The 22,496-nt window shown below is 37.3% G+C and carries 18 protein-coding genes; 4 read left to right on the forward strand and 14 right to left on the reverse strand.

Annotated features, from left to right (window positions below; genetic code table 11):
- Positions 1–4: 4 nt before the first annotated feature.
- Positions 5–766 (reverse strand): DeoR/GlpR family DNA-binding transcription regulator, encoded by a 762-nt coding sequence (locus BANA01_RS13820; RefSeq protein ID WP_063253527.1) that lies wholly within the window; start codon positions 764–766, stop codon positions 5–7.
- Between the two features lie 185 nt (positions 767–951).
- Here BANA01_RS13820 and BANA01_RS13825 point away from each other — a divergent pair, with 185 nt between their 5' ends.
- Genes BANA01_RS13825 through BANA01_RS29540 form a run of 3 tightly spaced genes read left to right on the forward strand, consistent with a single transcriptional unit; the run spans position 952 to position 1,766 of the window.
- Positions 952–1,227 carry a hypothetical protein gene (locus BANA01_RS13825; RefSeq protein ID WP_063253528.1) on the forward strand — a complete coding sequence of 92 codons (276 nt, stop codon included), beginning with the start codon at positions 952–954 and terminating at the stop codon, positions 1,225–1,227.
- Positions 1,228–1,254: 27 nt separating this feature from the next.
- Positions 1,255–1,599, forward strand: coding sequence for a spore coat protein (locus tag BANA01_RS13830; RefSeq protein ID WP_063253529.1), 345 nt, complete (start codon positions 1,255–1,257; stop codon positions 1,597–1,599).
- A gap of 26 nt (positions 1,600–1,625) precedes the next feature.
- Positions 1,626–1,766 (forward strand): hypothetical protein, encoded by a 141-nt coding sequence (locus tag BANA01_RS29540; RefSeq protein ID WP_157411790.1) that lies wholly within the window; start codon positions 1,626–1,628, stop codon positions 1,764–1,766.
- Positions 1,767–1,865: 99 nt separating this feature from the next.
- Here the strand turns inward: BANA01_RS29540 and rhaA are convergent, their stop codons facing one another.
- The 3 genes from rhaA to BANA01_RS13845 all read right to left on the reverse strand — a co-directional run bounded on the left by rhaA (position 1,866) and on the right by BANA01_RS13845 (position 5,335).
- On the reverse strand, positions 1,866–3,119 hold the full coding sequence (rhaA, locus tag BANA01_RS13835; protein WP_063253530.1) for an L-rhamnose isomerase: 1,254 nt from the start codon (positions 3,117–3,119) through the stop codon (positions 1,866–1,868).
- A 21-nt stretch (positions 3,120–3,140) separates the two neighbouring features.
- Positions 3,141–4,559, reverse strand: a complete 1,419-nt coding sequence (rhaB, locus tag BANA01_RS13840; protein ID WP_063253531.1) for a rhamnulokinase — start codon at positions 4,557–4,559, stop codon at positions 3,141–3,143.
- A 167-nt stretch (positions 4,560–4,726) separates the two neighbouring features.
- A complete protein-coding gene (locus BANA01_RS13845; protein WP_063253532.1) occupies positions 4,727–5,335 on the reverse strand; it encodes a hypothetical protein in 609 nt (202 codons plus the stop codon).
- A 202-nt stretch (positions 5,336–5,537) separates the two neighbouring features.
- Here BANA01_RS13845 and BANA01_RS13850 point away from each other — a divergent pair, with 202 nt between their 5' ends.
- Positions 5,538–5,981: a cell wall hydrolase gene (locus tag BANA01_RS13850; protein ID WP_063253533.1), complete on the forward strand. Its 444-nt coding sequence runs from the start codon at positions 5,538–5,540 to the stop codon at positions 5,979–5,981.
- Between the two features lie 27 nt (positions 5,982–6,008).
- Here the strand turns inward: BANA01_RS13850 and BANA01_RS13855 are convergent, their stop codons facing one another.
- The 10 genes from BANA01_RS13855 to BANA01_RS30725 all read right to left on the reverse strand — a co-directional run bounded on the left by BANA01_RS13855 (position 6,009) and on the right by BANA01_RS30725 (position 22,351).
- A complete protein-coding gene (locus BANA01_RS13855; protein WP_063253534.1) occupies positions 6,009–6,704 on the reverse strand; it encodes an SDR family oxidoreductase in 696 nt (231 codons plus the stop codon).
- 71 nt (positions 6,705–6,775) lie between these two features.
- Positions 6,776–7,234, reverse strand: a complete 459-nt coding sequence (locus tag BANA01_RS13860) for a VOC family protein (RefSeq protein WP_063253535.1) — start codon at positions 7,232–7,234, stop codon at positions 6,776–6,778.
- Positions 7,235–7,380: 146 nt separating this feature from the next.
- Positions 7,381–8,370, reverse strand: a complete 990-nt coding sequence (locus tag BANA01_RS13865; protein ID WP_063253536.1) for an endo-1,4-beta-xylanase — start codon at positions 8,368–8,370, stop codon at positions 7,381–7,383.
- 69 nt (positions 8,371–8,439) lie between these two features.
- Positions 8,440–9,369, reverse strand: coding sequence for a carbohydrate ABC transporter permease (locus tag BANA01_RS13870; protein ID WP_063253537.1), 930 nt, complete (start codon positions 9,367–9,369; stop codon positions 8,440–8,442).
- An 11-nt stretch (positions 9,370–9,380) separates the two neighbouring features.
- Complete coding sequence (locus tag BANA01_RS13875) at positions 9,381–10,355, reverse strand: ABC transporter permease (protein WP_169803696.1); 975 nt, start codon at positions 10,353–10,355, stop codon at positions 9,381–9,383.
- Between the two features lie 185 nt (positions 10,356–10,540).
- Positions 10,541–12,199 (reverse strand): ABC transporter substrate-binding protein, encoded by a 1,659-nt coding sequence (locus BANA01_RS13880; protein WP_063253539.1) that lies wholly within the window; start codon positions 12,197–12,199, stop codon positions 10,541–10,543.
- A gap of 83 nt (positions 12,200–12,282) precedes the next feature.
- Complete coding sequence (locus BANA01_RS13885; protein WP_063253540.1) at positions 12,283–14,070, reverse strand: sensor histidine kinase; 1,788 nt, start codon at positions 14,068–14,070, stop codon at positions 12,283–12,285.
- Positions 14,067–15,647: a response regulator transcription factor gene (locus BANA01_RS13890; RefSeq protein ID WP_063253541.1), complete on the reverse strand. Its 1,581-nt coding sequence runs from the start codon at positions 15,645–15,647 to the stop codon at positions 14,067–14,069. The genes BANA01_RS13885 and BANA01_RS13890 overlap by 4 nt, the downstream gene beginning before the upstream one ends.
- 128 nt (positions 15,648–15,775) lie before the next feature.
- Entirely contained in the window at positions 15,776–16,930 is a 1,155-nt protein-coding gene (locus BANA01_RS13895) for a family 8 glycosyl hydrolase (protein ID WP_063253542.1), read from the reverse strand.
- A 327-nt stretch (positions 16,931–17,257) separates the two neighbouring features.
- On the reverse strand, positions 17,258–22,351 hold the full coding sequence (locus BANA01_RS30725) for a rhamnogalacturonan lyase family protein (protein ID WP_082799527.1): 5,094 nt from the start codon (positions 22,349–22,351) through the stop codon (positions 17,258–17,260).
- Between the last annotated feature and the right edge of the window lie 145 nt (positions 22,352–22,496).

Consider the following 22,496-nt stretch of genomic DNA (forward strand, 5'->3'; position numbering starts at 1 on the left):
CTATTTATTTTGCAATTGTCACGTCTATGTTTCTTTCCTTTAACTGTTTTTTCGTTTTTTCTTGAATATTTGAATCGGTAATAATGCAGTCAATCTTTGTTATAGGAGCAATTTGTGAAAAAGCTCGTGTTCCAAATTTACTTGAGTCCACCATTAGAATTGTTTCATCGGCAATGTCAATCATTTGCTTCTTCAACAGTGCTTGTAATTCATTAAAATCACTTAGTCCTTTTTCAAGGTGCACTCCTTTGCAGGATATAAAAGCTTTATTGACATGGTACATTTCAAGGGACCTTTCGGCAAGTGGGCCGACATATGATAAGGATTGTGCCAATAACGTCCCGCCTGTGGAGATGACTTTGATTTGTTCCTTTTTGCTAAGCTCAATCGCTACTTTAATTGAGTTTGTTAGTACCGTTAATGGCATGTCCTCTAATTCCTTTGCCACATACCATGCGGTTGTACTGGCATCCAAAACAATTTGGTCTCCAGGCTCAATAGAACGGACGGCCTCAACCGCAATGGCATTCTTTTCAGTAGCGTTGGTAATTTCCCTTTCTATATAAGAGGTTTCACTTTGGTCCTTTTCAATACTTACTGCCCCGCCATGACTTCTCATTAATAGATTCTCTTTTTCAAGTTTTTCAAGATCCCTGCGAATCGTTTCTTCTGTAACAGAAAAAATTTTGCTTAGTTCCGTAACCCTTACACTTAGTCGTTCATTCACTAAATCAACAATTTTTCTCTGCCTTTCCGCTACCAGCATGCCCTGCACCCTTCCATACTTCTGCTTTTATTTATATTGTTTTATCCTTTGTTTATGTTTGTTTTCTATATTCAATATAACATAATTTTTGAAAAACAAAAATAAGTTAAATAAATAAAAAGCATATTTTGGTTACATTTCGCAAAATATAAATTTGTTGGAAGTTAAATGAAAGGAGTTTACTTATGCAAAATAATCAACCACCGATTCCAAACCCTCCTAGGGCTATTACGACAAAGGATGTGCTTTATCTAAAGGATGCCTTATCATGGGAGCTTTTAGCATTTAAGAAATTTCATTTTATGGCGAATCAGATCCAAAACCCTCAATTAAAGGATGCACTAAATAAGGCGGGACAAATGCATCAAAATCATTATCAACGACTACTTACTCACCTTCAGGTGGATAACAATACTGCATTAGCCAATCTTCCTAATACACAGCAGATGCAGCAGCAGTAACGATTATTAAGGAACGGAGGAAGAATAATGTCAAATCAGCAAAGTCAAAACAGCAACCAAATTGCGAACCCTCAGACTGGAGAATTGCCTAAAGTTAAAACTCCAGATATGAATGATCGAGATTTTGTTAATGACGCACTTAGTACATGTAAGTATTTAACGGACAGCCTCAACATTGCCGTAAGAGAAGCGAGCCACGAACAGCTTCATACGGATGTATTACAAATTCTGACTGAAACACATCAAAGCTGCAGGGAACTCTATAACCTTATGTTCCAGCATGGATGGTACAAACTAGAGGCAGAAGAACAGCAAAAATTAGACCAAGCTTATCAACAATTCAATAACTATTCTTCGCAATTTCCATATTAAAGTCAGCCTTTGGGGGTCATGCGATTTTGAAAAAGGACGAAAGAGTTAAAGTAACAAGGCTTATGAAACCAAATAAATCAAATCGCTCTGCAGATAGCCTTAATAGAACAACTGGAACTGATAATATAAAAGACTATGATAGAGCATGGGAAGATGACCGTCTCTAGAAATTAAAAAACAGACTTTTGTAGAACTGTCACACTTGTCAGCTTCATGCGACATGAGTGGGTCCAGTGCAATAGAGTCTGTTTTTTCACATTATTACTTTATCGCTTTGATAGTACCTCTGCTTCATAGGATCTAATTTCCTCTAGCCACGCTTCCCTCACTGGAACACCCATTTTTTCGCAATAGTAATCCCAAACTGCCCCAAATGGATATGTTTTGAATTCTTCCATTAATGCTAGTCTTTCTGTAAAGTTACCTTCTTCTTGAAGCTGCTTTAAATATTCATTTGGTACTAACATTGCATTAAGGAGCGCTTTAATCATGTTGCGTGTACCAATAGTCCAAGCAGCAACACGGTTAATACTTGCGTCAAAGAAATCTAGTCCAATGATCACGCGGTCTAGGGCATCGTTACGCACAATCTCTAATGCGATTTCTCTTAATTCATCATCGAAAATCACAACATGGTCACTGTCCCAGCGAACGGGTCTTGAGACGTGCAACGCAAGTTTTTCGCTAAATAAAAGCATAGAGGAGATTTTGTTTGATACCGTTTCTGTTGGATGGTAGTGACCAGTATCTAGTAAGCACAATTTATTGTTTTTCATGGCATAGTTTAGATAAAATTCATGAGAGCCAACAACGTAAGATTCCGAACCAATTCCAAATACTTTACTTTCAACAGCGTCAAGATTATATCTTTCATCCGTTTCCACTGCAAAGATTTTATCCAATGACTCTTTTAATCTTTTTCTCGGAGTTAGACGGTCACTTGGAATATCTTTGTAGCCATCTGGAATCCAAATGTTTGTTAATGCAGGTGTACCGAGTTCCCTTCCGAAATATTCACCAATTTTACGGCTGCCAATACAGTGATTAATCCAGAACTCACGAATTTCTTCGCTTGGATGAGATAGAGTTAAACCATCATCCGCTTTTGGATGTGAGAATAATGTTGGATTATAATCCAAGCCTAGTCCATTGTCCTTTGCCCACTTTATCCAGTTTTCAAAATGCTTTGGTTCCAGCTGATCACGTTCCACCACCTCACCGTTTGTTTCTGCATAAATAGCATGAAGGTTGACTCGGTGTTTACCAGGGATTAATGATAATGCCTTCTCTAAATCACTTCTTAATTCTTCTGCATTGGTCGCTTTACCAGGATAATTCCCAGTAACATCAATACCACCTGATAATTCGTTTTGGTTTACTTCGAAGCCGGCAACATCATCGCCTTGCCAGCAATGTATAGAAATGGGAACGCTTTTTAGCTTTTCCACTACTTCTTCAACGTCTACTCCCCATTTAGCATATGTTTGTTTCGCAAGTTCAAAATTTTCTTTAATAGTCATATTTATTCTTCCTTCCTTTAATTAGCTGATTACTTGTTGAGCTGGCAGATATTTTTTGACTTCAAATGACTCCTTAATAATCGAACGCGCTTCTTTAATATCATTGATTTCTCCAAGTGCCATTAATTGGGCCGCGATGTTACCAATTGCGGTTGCTTCAACAGGTCCAGCATAGACTTCTTTATGGGTGACATCAGCAATCAGCTGGTTAAGCATTTCATTTTGACAGCCGCCGCCAATAACATTAATCTTGGTAAACTTCTTTTCAAAAATCTCTTCAATCTCTGCAACAGCTTCTTGGTAGCTTGCTGCTAAACTATCAAACACACATTTCGCCACTTCACCAGGTGTACTTGGTACAGGCTGCTGCGTTTCAATACAATAGTTCATGATGGCCTCAATCATGCTATCCGGCTTTAGAAAACGGTCATCGTTTACATTTACCGTCGCCTTATAATCCCCTGCCACCCTTGCTAAATCCACAAACTGTGCAAAGGAGTATTCGTCATTGTAGTTTCGCTTCACTTCTTGGATCATCCAAAGACCCATGATATTTTTCAAGAAGCGGTATTGGTAATCGATTCCGCCTTCATTGGTAAAATTATAATCCAATGCCTTCGTTACACAGATAGGAAAATAGTTTTCCACCCCAATTAGTGACCAAGTTCCAGAACTGATATAAATAGATTCAGCTTCTTCTGGTACGGCAATCACCGCTGAACCTGTATCATGTGTGGCTGGAAGGATAACTTGAAGGTCAAAACCAAGTTCTGATACGAGATTTTCTGTAAGTGTACCAAGAATTGTTTTGGGAGCTTTAATTTCATGAAACATTTCTTTATTTATCCCAAGCACATCTAATATCTGATGATCCCAGTGTTTCGTGAATGCATTTACAAGCTGTGTAGAGGTTGCATTGGTGTATTCATTGGCTTTCTTGCCTGTAAGTAAGTAATTAAAATAATCGGGTATCATTAAGAATGATTTTGCTTTTTCTAGGATTTCGGGATTGTTTTTTTTGATAGAGAATAATTGATAGATTGTATTAAACTTCTGAAACTGTATGCCTGTTTCAAGGTAAAGCCGCTCTTTAGAAAAGAGCTTGAAGACCGCTTCCATCATCCCATCCGTCCGAGGGTCACGATACGAAACCGCATTGGTTAATGGTTGATCTTTTTCATCTAATAACAAAAAGTCAACCGCCCATGTATCAATTCCAATGCTGTCTGGCTTTATGCCCAGCTCCTTGCATTTTTTTAGTCCATTTTTGATTTCTTGAAAAAGTTTATCTACTACCCAGCAAAAGGAATCCCTTTTTTTCACAATCTTGTTTTCAAAGCGATGAATTTCATCTAGTTTTAATCGTCCATCCTCAAGATACCCCAATATTAGTCTTCCACTTGATGCTCCGATGTCGACGGCTATACTGTATTTTTGCATTAACATCACCTTTCTGTTGGAAACGCTTACTAATAACTCTATCTTACTAAAAAATCTCATTTTTCCTATAACGTGATTCGACTAATTTATTGTCCTTATTTGCACCCAAGCATGGTCCATAACGACAAAAGAAGATTCTTTCAGGTTGAAAGAATCTCCTTTTAATTCTACTGGGAAACTATTGAGAAAAACTTATTGATATTCTTCAAGTTTTTTGCTGTACTTGGGACACATAACACCTTGTTTTCATCCAATTTGAGTGGAGCCAAAAGAGGAATTTCAGATGTAGGGATACCGTAAACTTTGTCATCAGAGTTTAACAGTTTATCCGTTCCCTTAATATCATTTAATGCTAGTAATGATGATGGTTGTGATGAAATTTTGTCAAATAGTTCTTTCTCAACGATCATTAAATCAATTCCGCCAAGCGTAATCTCTGCAGTCATTTTTTGTATTGCTGCTTGCGAAGCCTGATCCATACTACCTTTATTATAATTTAAATATTGAACAAAAACTTCTTCATCCGCTTTGTCTTGGACCAGCTTTTTGGTTAATTGATCTTGTAATTGAACGACACCATCTGAGTTTACCCCTTGTCCAATAATGGTCATATTTAGGACCACTTCTTTTTTCTCGCCAATACTGCTAATAAAAGAGACTAATAGGACGATGACCGCAAGTGTCCCAATAATATGAAACTTGTAATAATCCCATATATATGCAATTCTTTCTTTAGGACTCATCGGTGTAAGGATTGCTTTGATGTTTTGTTTCAATAGTAGTTTCTCCCTTCCATGACTGGGCTTTCAAATATAGCTTTAATTTAATTTTAGTATATAGAATCTAATAATACTACAATAGAGAAAAAATAAAGCGCCATAATTCAGTAAAGACTCTTGTAGAACGTTCCATATGTAATTTAATAAACAATGACATCAATACAGGCTGTTTTTCATACTATATCTCTGGGGTGAGAAAATGCCAAGAATTAATTACCGGAGTTCAGACGTTGACTTAATGGCAAGGATGATGCGGGCAGAAGCCGAGGGTGAAGGAAAACAGGGAATGTTAATGGTTGGAAATGTTATTGTTAATCGTGTGAAAGCAGATTGTTCTGACTTTAAAGATCTAAGAAACGTTAACGATGTCATTTTTCATGTTCAAGGAGGAAATTTTTCTTTTGAAGCAGTGCAAAAAGGGAATGTATTTTATCAACGAGCGAGATCTGCTGAAAAAAGATTAGCAAAACAGAATTTAGAATATTGGAGAGAACACCCATCAAAATATGCCCTTTGGTATTTTAATCCGTATGCTCCATGTCCTCCAACATGGTACGGTCAACCACATTCTGGTCAATTTAAGCAGCATTGTTATTATGAACCAAAAGCCGGCACATGCGATAGTGTATATCAGGGAGCTTAAGCTTACTCATTGAGTAAGCTTTTTCCATTATAACGGCATTGGCTGCCCTTCATAGGTGATAAAAACATTCTTACCGTCAATCTCTCGTTTTCCTTCCATAATATCAAAGATACCTTTGGCAGTAACAATTGGGTTCCCTGGTGCTCTTTCCCCGCCCATATCTGTCTTAATCCATCCAGGATGTATCGAGTAAACGTTAATATTATTATGCTTTACATGCTGATTTAATTGCTGTGAGAACATGTTCAATGCTGTTTTTGAAGAAGCATATGCATAATCACCACCATAAGCGTTGGACATACTCCCTGCTTCTGAGGAAATGTTAATGATGGATGAACGATCTCCCATCATTAAGAGAGGCAGAAAATGTTTTACCACTCTCATCGGACCAAAGAAATTAACATCGAATGTAATCTTCACTTGGTCAAGATCTAAGTCCTCAATTTGTTTATCACGTTCTAACAATACCCCTGCATTATTAATAATTGCATCAATCGTTCCGAAGGTTTCTTTCACTGTACTAGCTGCGGATGACACTGACTCTTCATCTGTTACATCTAAAGGCAGCAGTGAAATTGATTTATACATTTCAGTTTGTGTTAAACTTTCTGTACTTTTCCGGAGATCTCTCACACCAGCAATAATTTGATGACCTCTTTCTGCCCCAACCTGTGCTAAAGCCAATCCAAGACCTCTATTGGCACCCGTTATCAAAATTCGCATTCTATTATCCCACCTATTATTTAATATAAAAGGAGAGGAGTAGCTTTTTAGGCATCTCCTCCAGAACCTATTTATCTATCGTTTTCCAACAATTCCATGATAATTTTAAGGTCTTTGAATGTGTCCATGTACGCATATCTTCCACCGGTGTATTCACCTTTTTGAAGTAACGGCATTTGTTTATTTTCCATTATGGCAATTTTTTCTTTCATTCCTTCTATAAAGAAAGCAATATGGTGCGGGCCTTCACCGTGCTCATCCAGATGCTTCCGCCAAGTACTTGGATGATGATCCGGTTCGATTAATTCTAATTGAAGAGAGCCCATGTCAAAGAATGCTAGTTTCGCACGAGCCTCAGTCGGGTTCCCCTCAAACTCTGTTTCCGCAAGTTCTAATGTATCTGTTAAACTCCATTCAGGTTTTTCGATACCAAAAAAATCAGCATAGTTCTGGCTCGTATTCTCAATATCATGAACGAGAATACCTATTTGAGCAATCACGTTAGTTCCAAGAGCATTTTTTCCTGTCATTTGATTAAAACCTCCTATTATTTTCGTTTAGGATAAGTAAGGGATTTACGATTAGTGACAAAACGGCTAATCCTTACTCGTATTAGGATTCAAAGGTAATATCTTCTATTATCCCTTTCCTGCCCGAGATCTCTATTTATCCATGTTTAATATTGTACAACCTTCCAAAAAGATTCTTTTGCCTGATGATTTTCGTCAAATAAAAACGGCCAATTTTTTCTGCCTTTAACAGGAAAATCGCTTAACCAGGTATAATCATCGGCTGCTCCCCAAAAGGTTACCGAAGTAATATGATTTCGATATTCTCTCAGCAATTGAAATATTTGCTGGTATCTTTCAGCCTGCAAATCTAGCATTTTATGGGTTGGTTCCGTGAGATCAGTTCGCTTATCTTCAAAGTTGAAAACGGATACATCCAATTCTGTCAGGTGAAGCTTCAAGCCCAGAGAGGCGTATCGTTCAATCGCTATACGGATATCTTCTAGTCTTGGATTTACAAGATTCCAATGCGCTTGGAGACCAACTCCATGAATGGGAACACCTTTATCTACCAATGATTTCACAAGCTTATAGATTTTTTCGCGTTTTTCTGGATTGGATTCATTATAGTCATTGTAAAAAAGCAGGGCGTCCGGGTCTGCCTCATGTGCAAATTCAAATGCTTTTTCGATATAATCTTCTCCGATTATTTCTAACCATTTTGTAGAACGTAATAATTCTGGACCCTCATCCGTTACCGCTTCATTTACCACATCCCAGCAGAAAATTGTCCCTTTATATCTGTTCATTACCGCAGTAATATGTTCCTTCATTCGTTGTAAAAGTGTTTCTCTATCAGCGCCTTCAAATACCCATTCAGGCGTCTGATTATGCCAGACTAATGTATGCCCGCGCATCTTCATTCCATTTTCCTTCGCAAAGGCAGCCAATTGATCAGCTTTTTCAAACGTAAACTGTCCCTCAACAGGTTGAATTTCAATGAATTTCATATCATTTTCGGCTGTAATACTATTAAAATGTTTTCTTAGTAAATCTTTTTGTGACTCTATCGTTCTTACATTCACTGCGGCACCAATATGAAAAGATGCTTCATACACCTTTGATAAAGAAGGAACTTCTACTGTCGTTTTCACCATTATGTATCTCTCCTTAATTCGATAATTTTATTAAAAAAATCAGATGAGAGAACTCACCTGATTCTTTTTTCAACCTTTTACTCCGCCTAATGTTAATCCTTTTACGAAATATTTTTGCAGGAATGGATAAACCATGATGATTGGTAAACTCGCAATAATGGTCATGGTTGCTCTAATGGAAGTAGGTGTTACTGAGTTTGCAGAAGAATTACTACTCGCAAAAGCATCTGCGGCAGTTTTACCTGACATTGACGCGTTTGAGTTCTGTAGAATTTTCATAAGTTCATATTGCAAAGTACTTAATTCTGGAACAGAAGAATTATACAAGAAAACATCAAACCATGAATTCCATTGATAAACGGCAACAAATAATGAAACAGTAGCTAAGACCGGCATTGATAATGGGAGTACAATTTTAATGAAAATAGTAAAATCTCCTGCCCCATCAATTTTTGCTGATTCGAATAAACTCTCAGGAATTCCCTCAATAAATGACCGAATAACAATAAGATTAAATACTCCAATGATACCAGGTAAAATATATACCCAAAAGCTATCTAATAAATTTAGTTCCTTGATTAGCAAATAGTTTGGAATTAGTCCTCCATTGAAATACATCGTTAGAACAAAGGCGATGGTCACAAATTTTTTAAACACGAAATCCTTGCGGCTAATGGTATAAGCAACCATTGCAGTACCAAGGACGGAAGTCAATGTTCCGATGAGCGTTCGTAAAACTGAAATCACGAATGATTGTATGATGCTAGCCTCACCAAATACATGTTGATAATTTGCCCAAGTAAATTCTCTAGGCCAGAGAAAAATTCCGCCTTTTATGGAATCATTTGCATCATTTAAAGAAACCGCCATTTGGTTTAGAAACGGATACAACATTACAACACAAAGGAAAACCATAAACGTGTAATTAAAAACATCAAAAATATAATCACCTGGTCCTGAATGATACCTGGTTGCTTTAAAAAGTCGTTTTTTCCCCATAAAAATCCCTCCTAGAAAAGCCTTGGCTGATCAAAGCGTTTGGCAATATGGTTTGCTGTAAATAAGAAAATGAAACTAACGACCGTCTTAAATATTCCTGCAGCAGTGGCAAGCGAGAAGTTACCTAATGAAATCCCGTATTTTAATACATAAATATCCAAGTTTTCCGAATAGGCGAGATTTAATGGATTTCCTAATAGATATTGAGCCTCAAAGCCTGATTCTAAGATATATCCTAAATTCATGATCATCAAAATAATGATAGTTGGTTTTAAAGAAGGCAATGTGATATATCGGATACGCTGTAACCTAGTAGCACCGTCAATATCAGCTGCCTCATATTGCTCAGGGTCAATCATTGTAATAGCAGCTAAATAAATGATGGTATTCCATCCCACATTTTTCCAAATATCGGATACCCCATTGATTCCCCAAAACCACGTTTCCTTACCAAGCCATAGAATGGGTTCATCGACGATCCCTAATTTTAATAAGACGATATTGACGATACCGTTATCAAGGGAAAGAGAGTAAGAGATGATACTAGCTGCAACTACCCACGAAATAAAATGGGGCATATAACTAATCGTTTGGACCAATTTTTTAAACTTAGCATGTCTAATTTCATTTAATAGGAGGGCAAGACCAATTGCAGTGACAAAACCTAAAACTAGGTTAATGGTGCTCATACCAAGTGTGTTACGCAGCACGCGGTAAAAATTAGGGTCAGTAAATAAAAATTTAAAATGTTCAAGCCCAATCCATTCCTGGTCAAGCAGACTTTTAGCAGGTTTAAAATCCTGGAAAGCAATTGACCAACCCCACAATGGAATGTATTTGAAAATGAATAACCATATCAAAAATGGAAAACTCATTGCAATCAATGCTTTTTGTGTCATCATTTTCTTAATAAATATTTCCTTAGATTTTTTTGGCTGAACCAATATGGAGGTATCGATTCCCTCCTCTGTTACTCTTGACTCCATTTGCATATTTACCCCCTCCTCTTTAGTAAGCAAACATTATAAAATCATCATCATAAGCCACACCTCAGAATAATCATTCACACACCTGACGCCAAGGTGCGGCTTATGATCTTGAGGATTAATGTTATATAAAGGAGAAAGCCGAAAAGCCAATTTGGCAATATCGGCCTTCTCCTCTTTTTCTATTACTTAGCTAGGTCAATTAGCTTTTTGATTTCCTTGGTCATCGTCTCCTCGTAAACCTTTACATCCAGAGCATTATATTCTTTCTTATACTCTGTCCAAATGGATTCGAATTCTGAAGGTTTCGCTAAAACTAATTTAGGATAATATTTCTTTTGCAAATCTGTTTGTCTTTGAGAGAATATTTGTTCCTTTGATCCCTCTTCAAGTTGTACACTCCAAGCTGGATACCAAGGACGATCCTCCGGCTTGGCAAAAAGGTCAGAGAACACTTGAACTCCATATGCTTCTAGCAATTTTTTATCTCCGTCTGTGTAGGACATTTGAGCAACTTCTGCTTGCCTTCTTGGCTCCCAAGCATTACCATCGGCGTAAAGTCCATTTCCACGAGGCCAGCCCCATTCATAAATCTTAGAACCAAAATCTTCTCTAAATTTCTCATCAGATGTTTTAGCAATTTGTTCTTCTGTACGATGGAAACGACCTTCATCATTTACTTCATAAGTTTCGCCTTTAATTCCCCACAGAATTAGTTTTTGGTTTTCTTCTTTGACCATATTGTCCAAATACTTAATGATACGAACAGGATCCTTTGCACTAACAGTAATACCAACACCACGGTTAGATACAAATGATGGTGGATCTAAATATTGATCTTTTGTATTTTCATCAAATGTAATTGGTAAAGCCATATAACGCTTATCATCAACACCGGCATTTTTAAGATTATCTTCTGCTTGTCCAATTTGCCATCCGTAGTCAAAGAACCCTAGTACACGTCCAGATGTTAACTTTGCAAGGTATTCATCATAGTTACCAACAAACGCTTCCTTGTCAAACAATCCTTTGCTATTTAACTCATTTAATTCTTTTAAATAACGTTTTGTGTCATCATTGTTTCCGTAAACCTTAGCTTCATGTGTTTTCATATCAACCTGTACGCCGCCATCATTTGGGTAACCCGCTAGATGGTTAGGAGTATTTGATAGAGCAAAGAATCTCCAGTCATAAGTTAAAGCTGTAAACCCAATTGTTGATTTTCCTTCTACCTCTGGATGCTTCTTTTGGTAATCTTCAATTAACTTAAAATATTCATCAAGAGTTTTAATTTTAGGATAGCCAGCTTCTTTTAATACTGCACGTTGAACCCAAAATGCACCTTGGTCAATATTAGGGTTAGCAATAAATCCTTGGCTAGCTTCCATAGGAATAAAGAAAATTTTTCCATCTTTATCTTTCATTCTATTTAAATATGGACCATATAGTTTTTTAATATTTGGGGCATGTTTGTCGATTAAATCATTAAGCTCAATAAAAGCACCTGCATCTAATACTTTGGGTAAAGCAGCATCTGGAACTAATAGATCTGGATACTTACCGCTTGCAATCATTGTACCAATTTTAGTGTTAATATCACCGACAGCATATTCTACCTTAAAGTTTACCCCAGTTTGTTTTTCGAGCTCTTTCCCAATCACTGTTTCGTTCGTATTCATATCTTTACCAGGGCTTGCTGCATTGTAATAACTGAATGTTACTGGTTCCTTTGAGTCACCTGATTTACTTGCTTTACCACTTGAACTTTCGTCTTTTGTGCATCCTGCTACAGACACTAGCAGCACAAACATTAGAAGCACCATAAAAATCTTACTCTTAAACATTTGCTTACCCCCCATTTCTTTTATGAAAGCACTTTCATTATAGAATGGAATAGCTTTTTCTCACTACCTAAAAACTATAGATGTTATTTAATAAAGTATAGGTTTTTTTCTAAATTGCCGTGTATTTGGCTATCTATCTGAAGTGGCAATTGAATGGTGATGATTGTTCCATAGTCTAGATGACTATCAATATTAAAATAGAACTGATCCGGATAGTATAGATTCAAGCGATAATAAACATTTTTAATTCCAACATTCTCCCCTATATCTTCCTCATTTTTTAATGATGCTAATAATTGCTTTCTCTTCCCTCCCGTCATTCCAACCCCATTATCTTTAATAACACAGGTTAGGAGATTATCTTTTAAAGAAATTGATAGATTAATTTTGCCATTTTCCTTCAATGGTTCAATTCCATGAATGCTTGCGTTTTCTATAAATGGTAAAATGGCCATATTGGGAATTTTATATTCTTCTGTAGATTCATCCACATGAATTTCATAATCCAATTTATCTCCGAATCTATATCTTTGAATTTCTAAAAAACTAATAATTAAATTTATTTCATCCCTAATTGGTACAAAGTCCCTCCCCCACGTCAGGGAGTTTCTAAAAATTTTAGCCATATTATGAATGATTTTCGCGGTTTCTTTTTCCTCCTTCATTAAGCTTCTCATTCGAATGGTTTCTAAAGCGTTAAATAAAAAATGAGGATTGATTTGGCTTTGCAGTGCACTTAACTGTGCCCGGTTTCGTTTAATTTCTAAATCCTTGTTTTGAATATTAACTAATAACACATCGTTGATTAAATCCTTGATTTTTTTAGTCATTCGATTAAATTCACTTGTTAATTGACCAATTTCATCTTCAAATTCCTGGTCATCAATTAGCTCAAAGTTTTGGTTTTCCATCCTCTTTACATGGCGTAAAATCCGATGTAATCGAATCAAAAATGATCTAGAAATAATCACAATAATAATAGTTGGTGCTAAGAAGTTTATGCATGCCAGCAAGAAAATAAAGAGTTTAGATTTATTAACCGTTGTAAGCATTGTTTCTTCCGATATGGTACCTACAATTGTCCAGTCGTTTAAATAAGAACCGCTATTTAGTTTCGTACGGATGGTAACCTGATTCTTCTCTTTATTTATTTGATTAAAATTAACAGACTTATCCGAATGTGTTAAGAAACGATTGGTTGTGTATTCAATCTCTCCTCTTTCATTTAGTAAGTATACATCCCCTTTAAAAGTTACGTTGTTAAAGATGCCTCTTATCGCTGAGGAATTTAGTTCAACCTTCACAAATTTTTGTTTATCTTTATAAAAGTAATCCAAATTACGGATAATACTAAAGGTTTCTAAATTTTTATTTGAAGGTGTATCAATCAGTATTTGCGAGCCATTACTTTTAGTAAGCTCATCCTTGAAGTGTATTGATTGTTCAAGGCTGTCAATTGGATAAACCCCGCCAGAATAGATCACTGTTTGGTTATCCGTATAAAAGCGAATGCTGTTAATAGATGGATTTAATGGGTTAGTCTGATTGAGATTCCTTAAAAAACTATAATGTCTTTCGATATATTCTATATCTGACATATAATCCGTTTCTAAAAATAGATTTAAATTTAAGTTAGTATAATAGGAAGAAGATATTCCTACAGCCTCGTCAATAATCCTTTTAAATTCATTATTAATCTGCTGCAATGCCAATGTGCTATCATCCATTTGCTGTTTTTTAACATTTTCAATTGTAACAATATAAAAGATTACATTTGTTAATACGATTGGAATGAATACAGCAAAAAAGTACATGATCAACATTTTGTTTTTTAAACGAATATTATGAAAACTTCGGGTTGACCTACTCATTTTTTTATCACTTTTCTATGGTTTATTAATTTATTCCGATACTCAGATGGTGTGATTTTCTCTAACTTTCCGAAAATAGTGACAAAATAATCCGTATTATTGAATCCAACGCTTTCTGCTATTTCATAAATTCTTTTTTCGGATTGGCGCAGCTGCTTTTTTGCCTCGTTAATTCTTACTTGCAGGAGATAATCCTTAAAGTAGATTCCATATGTTTTCTTAAACAATTGCCCCAAATATACTGGATTCATAAAAAACTTAGAAGCAATGGTTTTTAAGCTAATATTCTCATGGTAATGTAAGTCAATATATTGTTTTATTTTGTGAACTTCACCATTTGCAGTCTGCTTCCTCAAATTAGAAATTTCATCTTTACACTCAACTACAAAACCAATAATCAATTCCTTTATTTGAGTTATGGTCAATGGGTAATTTTGCAGGTAAAAAATAACCCGATACGATTGTAAACTTGAAGGATCTCCTCCCATCTTCGTAATAATTTTATGAACATTTTGTATAAAACTAGTAAGTGTAGCAAGAACTGCAGTTTGAGATAGTTTCTTTGAGACAAGAGACTGAAAAAGTACGTCTATTGAATGCAGAATCATAGATGTAGATTCTTCTTCAATTTGTTCAATTAATGGATGATATACTGTTTCGTCCAGCTCCGCAAAGGTAATTGGTTTATCTACAATCTTTTCAAAGAAAAGGAGTCCATCTTCGTTATTTGCATATTTATGCTGCTGTACCTTTTCCACCGTTTCGTAGGAATCTTTTAACAAAGAAAGGCTTGATACTCCTTCACCAACATAAAATGTAAAATTCTTGGGGATCCTGTTCGTCAGTTCTTTCCTTACCCAAGTAATCAATTTCTTTAGGCTCATTTGAAACCTTGATAAGTGATTGGAGGTAATTAACACACCCAATACACCATTTGATATCTCTTGAATACAGATTCTTTCTTTGCGTTCACAAACATTTCGAATTACATCGGCTAATGTAGATTTTACTTGTCTTATCTTGCTAGACTCATACACTCCATTTACTTCAACCATTAGGTAAAAAAACTCGCTTGGGTTTCCAAGGGAAAGGAGTTTTAAAAGGTCTTTGGAATCATACTCCTCTACCTCTCCAGACAAAAGATGATGAAACACTATTTTTACTTGATCTTCCAGCCTTTGTTCCTGAAGCTTTTTTTCCTCGTTTAACGTTTTTGATAGTACTCTAAGTGTTTGTTCAATTTCATCTTGTTCAATTGGCTTTAATACAAAATCGTGAACTCCGTACCTTAATGCTTGTTGTGCATATTTAAAATCACTATATCCACTGATAACAATATATTTAGTTTGAATTCCCTCTATTTCTATGGCTTGTTTAATGAGTCCAATTCCATCAAGTACAGGCATACGGATATCTGTAATCACAAGGTCCGGGTTTAAATCATGGATCATCTTAAGGGCATCTTCGCCGTTTGCGGCTTCTCCGACTACCTTAAAGCCACAATCTTCCCAATTTATTAAATTTCTTAATCCTTTGCGGAAATACATTTCATCATCTACTAATAAAACTTTGTTCATTTCCGTCACTCTCCTATTTTTTACACGCTTAATATGTATTTAGGAATTTATCAAAGAATAATTAATACTATTCCATTTATAGAGAAGGCCCGCAAAATAAAACCTTGCGGACCTTTCTTTTTATTAATCTATTCATTTGGCATCCAAATTTTATAGTTGCCACTCAAAGCTAAAATACTAAAGAAGTATAAGCAGTTATCATAGTATCTTCTAACCCCAGTTCTAACCGGAGTATTCCACAACAATTCCACCCATTTTTTACCCTCAATATCATCAGCCGCTAGAGAAGCCATGGCGTTGGTTGCAAGCAAACCAACAGGATGAAGAGATTTTTCTTCGAATGGTTCACCGGCAATCGTGTATCTACGATAGTCAGCAGGGGCTTTGTCCGCAAAGAAGGCTTGAATTTTATTTGCTTCTTGCCGCTCCCACTCATCTCCTCTAAACCACTCAAAATCCAGCCCGATGTTTGCTGCAACACGATAGGAGTCGCTGAAGAAATGCCCATAACCATTTACATTGTGTGGCGTTCCATCATAATACGCATACTCCGGCGCCAAGCCTGTTATTGGATGACAAGCAATTTTTAAATACTCCCTGCTGGCAACAGCTGCTTCCTTCCAAAATGGCTGATCTTCCTCGTAAGACCAAAGTGCAAATAGTTCATAAAAGTGAGGTAAATGATAAGATGGATCGGAATACTCACAGTTAGGTATGAATTTAATGAGTTTATTCTCAGGATTCCACATTGGATATCCTTCACCATTTTCACCTTTATGTATACAAGTCCTAAGTAAGTCTCTTGCTTGAATGCTGTAATCAAAAGGCGCAGCACCATCTCCCCAGCGGTGTGAGGCAAAAAACAATGCCATTGCAAAAAATTCTTCCCCATCAGGTGCAGGACCATAAGCTCTCTTTGAACCGTCTGGGTTACAGGACCAGGCAAAATAGCCGGCGTTTTCTCCGCTTGTCATATACATGTTCATCATCGTCCACTTCCACAAGCGGTCGAAAACATCTTTATTGTCCATTTGTACAGCCATCATCATTCCATATGACATGCCCTCAGTCCGTACATCCAGGTTTCCTGTATCCAACATGTACCCTAAATCTTCGCCAACAGGATAGTAGATTCTTGTATCTTCATTTCCATTAAATAACTCTTCCCAATTTTGTTGAATTCTAGTTGAGATTTCTTCATCTGTTTTTCCAATTTCTTTAAATAGGTTGCGATATTGCCCTGTATAAAATGAACCTTCCTGCATTTCCACTAATCTTGACATATATTCCCCTCCAATTAATATGAATTAATTAAGCTATCATCTGAAGTTATTTAATTGTGTGTATCATCAAATATTTAAAATGTGCTGGTAGTCATAAACTGCCAGCACATTTTAATTTGTATACTTTTCGCCCCATGTTAACGCTTTCAGTTAAATAAATAATAGGTAATGATTTTAGTAATCTTGTAAAATAAATACGTTAATTTTATTTTTATTATAGCTAGAGAAACTTAGTTTGTCTATCGCATAAACTAAGTTTATTACAAAATCATTCGGAATTTTAAATAAAACAGATCCCAAAATGGAGACCACTTTGGGACCTGCTTATTATTTCATTAATACTTCTGCAAATTCAATTAATATTTGTGCCTGATTATCTGTGAAGTCAGTATTCGTTTTAGCTTTAACCTCATTGATAAAGGCTTTTAGTTGTCCGTCTCTAGCACTATTATTACCTCGTTCATCAGCTTCTTTGGCTGCTTCTAGTTTAGCAATGTAAGAGTTTCCTTTATTACTTATTTCTAAAGAATTTGCTTGAGAATTTTCAATGCCATATCCAGTTAGGAACATTTTTGTAAGTTCTCCAAGACTGTCAAAGTTAACAATAACATTGACCGTAACAGATTTCACAGAATGGTTGCCAGCAACATCTTCCCCTTCTGCCGTATACGTATGGCCTCCTAGACCAAGCTCGTATGCCGGTACAGAAACATCTTCACATGTTGATGAAGCGACTCCTGATAGAGCATCTGTTGCTTTACAAGTAATGCTAATTTGTTGGTCTACTGTGAATTGTGTACCGTCCTCGACCGAGAAGATGATTTCCGGAGCAGTTTTATCAATGTTAATAGCAACTGATTTTTTTTGTTCAATATTACCTGCCTGGTCCTCACTCCAATATTCAAGAACATGTTTGCCATCTTCTGTTATCGTTACCGTATTGCCTTCCTGTTCTACGGATCCATTTAATGAATAATAGGTTGCTTTCATACCAGACTGATAGTCATATCCATTCAAGTTCACTGTAACCGAGTTATGATACCATCCTTTCTGTACTTCCCCGATAACTTCACTTTCTGTTTCTGGTGCATTTACATCTGGTATTTCTACTACATCGATGCTCGGTGCAGGAGGTTTCTCCATCCCTGTTCCAAGGAAGAAACTGGTATGCGGCGGCTGGTTATAGCCGACGTTTTGCCACGCAATCGATAAACGATATTGAGAATCATGCATTAAGGTGTATATTCTATTGTCGGTTTCCTCCGTAGTCATGTATACCCTTAAAGCACTGCTATCATCGGTTCTCCAAATGATTTCTTCTCTCCAGTCACCAAACAAATCTGCCTGCAGCACAGGATTTCCTTTTGTGCCGTTATTAGATTGTGTTCCATCAGCGGTAAGGATATTTACCAACTTACTATTTTCATAGTCCCACTTATCAATCGTTCCAACGCCTGTTAATGCTGCGTCATCCCATTTATGATCGACTAACTCGCGAGACAAGTCACCGTCCCACCAAATCGCAAAATTACTCGAAGGAATGTTCTCGGAGATTTTTTCACCTTTTGCCGTATGAATTCCGCCGACTTTACTGTTCCAAGCACCTGAGATTGCCCACGCTTCTGCACCCTCGTACCTAGGGTCAATGTCCGCTGACACTCCTCGACCAGTATCTTGGCCTGTTTTCACACCCCAGAGGATTTCACCCGTTTCCGCGTCGCGCATGTCATATCCGTATGGACCTTCTTTATGCTCTTGAACAGCAAATACTTCAAGTCCTGGTCTTGTAGGATCAAGATCACTTACATGCTGAGCATCCCCATGTCCTAAACCTGTTGTATACAGCCCTTTTCCATTATCATCAATTACTGCTTGGCCATACACAATTTCGTCTTTACCGTCTGTGTCGACATCCGCCACGCTTAAATTATGATACCCTTGACCAGCATAATCTCTTTGACCTTCATCGTTAGAGTCAAAGATCCACTGTTTTGTCAATTTGCCATTTTTAAAGGTGTATGCAGCAAGAACTGATCGCGTATAGTATCCACGTGCCATAATAATGCTTGGTGTCTCACCATTTAGATAAGCAACAGCTGCCAGGAATCGGTCAACTCGGTTACCGTATGTGTCACCCCAGGCACCTACGTCTCCTCGGGCTGGTTCATAATCCGTTGTATCCAGTGCTTTTCCAGTAACTCCGTCAAATACAGTCAAGTACTCTGCACCCTGGAGAACGTAACCTGTACTGTTACGGTGGTCCGTTTCTGCTCTGCCGATAACTGTACCTTGCCCGTCTTTCGTTCCATCTGCCGTTTTGAAAACAATCTCAGCTTTACCATCTCCATCAAAATCATAAACAAGGAATGGTGAGTAGTGTGCACCTGCACGAATATTTTTTCCTAAATCAATTCGCCACTTTAAGGTACCATCCATTTCATAGGCATCTACATATACATTGCCTGTATAGCCTGCTTGAGAGTTATCCTTGGAATTGGTTGGATCCCACTTTATCACCAATTCATACTCTCCATCTCCATCTAGGTCACCAACACTTGAATCATTCGCACGGTAGGAATATGGATCACCAAGTGGTGTCACGCCTTCTGCTGGTTTGTTAAGCGGAATATCAAAGTAATTTTGATTCAATACCTTCGTAGTATCCTTTGTTTTTCTTTCTTTGCCGTCAAGGATCGCACGAACCTCATAAATGGATTCAGCTTTCCCATCCTTATCAACGTAGTTGGTGCTGGCTGCAATTGGTTTAGCATTAATCTTTTCACCATCACGGTAAATGTTAAAGCTAATGCTTTCAGGATCTGTTCCAAGCATTCTCCAGCTGACAAAAACACCTTCTTCTGATTTCATGGCAACTGGTGCCCGGTCAAGCTCTTCCATTTGTCTTTTAAGTTTGGTTACTGCTGGTGTTTTCAAAATTTCAGACTGTTTTGAAATACCGCCAGCATTAACAGCTGCAACCTTATAAAAATAAGGAATCGTTGTTAACACACTTTCATCTTTGTAGGATGTTGTTTTGGTTTTACCAATGAGTTCATACGTTCCTTTTTCCTTATTAGAACGATATACATTGTACGTTATCGCTCCTACTACCTTATCCCAGCTTATTGTAAGGTCATTCTTGTTTACTTCGCCTACCTTTAAGTGGTCTGGTGCTGCTGGAACTGGGTGTGTTGGATCCACCATTACTACCTTTAAAGACAGTGAAGGATCGGTTTCCACATTAGCATTGTCAACGGTTGTTGCCACATACTCATATTCCATGCCTACATCTACACTTTTATCCGTGTAGGATGTTGTTGTGCTGCTGCCGGCTAGGGTAAACTCACTTGTGCCTGCCACTTTACGGTAAACATTATATTTAACCGCATCCTCAACTGCTTTCCAAGATAGAGTCACAAGCGGATTTTCCGCATCCAACGATTTCTCATCCAATTTAAGTTCGGACGGGGCTATCAAAATGGGGGTTATTTCAACACCGTTTACAATGGCTGTTGAACCAGCAAAATTAAAATTCATTTGACCATCTTTAACGGATACCTGTGATACAACTTTAGTTGTATAGTTATTTTTAGGTGCAGAAATTGTACCATAATCCTGACCTTCCACCGCTAGAGTTGTTCTGGCACTTCCTGTGAAATCACCAACATAGACTTTTAATGCATAAAGCCCGTTTGGTAAATCGACATTAAATTTCCAGCCAACATTAAAATAGCCCAGCCAGTCGCGAAGAAGATCTCCACCGGTACCGCGGTCACGGCCAATCATCCCTTTTGAATCAACGATTCCATAACCTCTTTCAGCGGTGTATATGGTGGATAAATTGACACCTGTATAACCTTCGGCAATTGGATTACCTGCTAAACCAAAGTCAAATTTTAACGTAGCTTTCTTCGTTGTGAATTGTTTTGCATCCGATAATTCTGATTCTCCTTTACCATTTATAGCAGAAACCACTACATCATATGTTTTTCCTTCTTCCATTCCTGTGATATTCAGTTGAGAAATAGTAGAAGTTCCGATCAATTTATATTCGCTGTCAGTTGATAATTTACGGTAAACCCTATAGATGTCTGCACCTTCAACAACTTTCCACGTGACAAGCGCACCTGCGTTACTAATGCTGCTTACCGCCACGTCAGCTGGTTTCGCTGGAAAGATAGCTGGAGGTTCGATACCCGTAACATACTGAGAAAGCGAAATATTCAGATTTTTAATTTCATCTGAAACCAGACGAGCGAGCTGGATTGCTCCGTATTCTTGGAAGTGTGTATTATCCTGTGAACCATTTGGAAATGCAGCATAAACACCCGGGTCTGTATGTAAAAATACAGATAGACTTCCCTCAGGCCCAATGGTATCGTAGTAGGCAACACTTCGTGCACTTAAGTCAACCACATTTACATTCATTTCTGCCGCTACGTCTTTCATACCCTGCACATACTCAGGGAAGCTGACATTAAACTTTCCTGTTGCTGCATTAAAATCACGTCTGCCAACCGGGGTCACTAGAATGGGAACCGCTCCCCGCTGACGAGCACCATTAATATACGTTTTTAAATAATTTTTATAATCTGGGACAGATGCATATCGTTCAGGAATACTGATGGTTGCATCGTTATGACCAAATTGGATTAAGAAAAAGTCGTTTGGTTTTATTTCTCTTAACACGTTATCTAAGCGGCCTTCATTGATAAAAGACTTTGTACTTCTTCCGCCAATAGCGTGGTTCTTAAAGGTTACATCCGAGCTAAAAAAGCGAGGAATCATTTGACCCCAGCCAGCTTCTGGTCGCCAATATTCATCATAAGTCTGAACCGTTGAGTCTCCAGCAATATAAACGATGGGAAGTTCTCCTGCTGTTCTTTCCGGAAGTTTCTCAATGGTTAATCCGTTTACTTTTGGGTTTGCACCAGTAAATTCAACATTTAATTGTCCGTCTATTAGGGCAATTTCAAACTTACGTTCAATAAATTCACCATTTTTCACATCAGTATTTTGAACCTTTTGGATATTTTCAGCCTTAATGCCTACATTTGTCGTATCGTTATTGTCGCCAGCAATGACAGTGACCAAATAATCACCATTTGGCAGGTCAACGTTAAAGGAAGTCTCTGTTGTTGTAATAAAATCTGATTTCAAGGAGTCTGATGTTGATCGATCTTGTGAGGTTACCTTGGAGATATCAGCAAAACCGTAGCCTGTTTCTGCTGAATAAGCTGTTTCTGAAGAAACTTTTGTATAGCCATCTTTGACGGAACTTGTTGGTGTTCCAAAGTCAAACTTTTTTGAAAGTGCTGGTTCTTCCGCCGATACTTGTATTGGCCCAGCGGGAACCAAGGCTAGTAGTAATAATAAACTAAGAAAAACGGCAACATACTTTCTTGAATTTCTCCGCTTCATTTTCAAAAACTTTCCTCCCTATACCCTGTATTTTTATCTACTAACCTAGCTTTGATTTCTCTGAAACCATCCCCTTTTGCGTTATATTGACAGCGTTTTCATACTTATATTAGCGCCATAGCTTGATTTTCAGTTATAAGAAAAA

The organism is Neobacillus niacini NBRC 15566 (assembly GCF_001591505.1).
GTDB lineage: Bacteria > Bacillota > Bacilli > Bacillales > Cytobacillaceae > Neobacillus > Neobacillus niacini.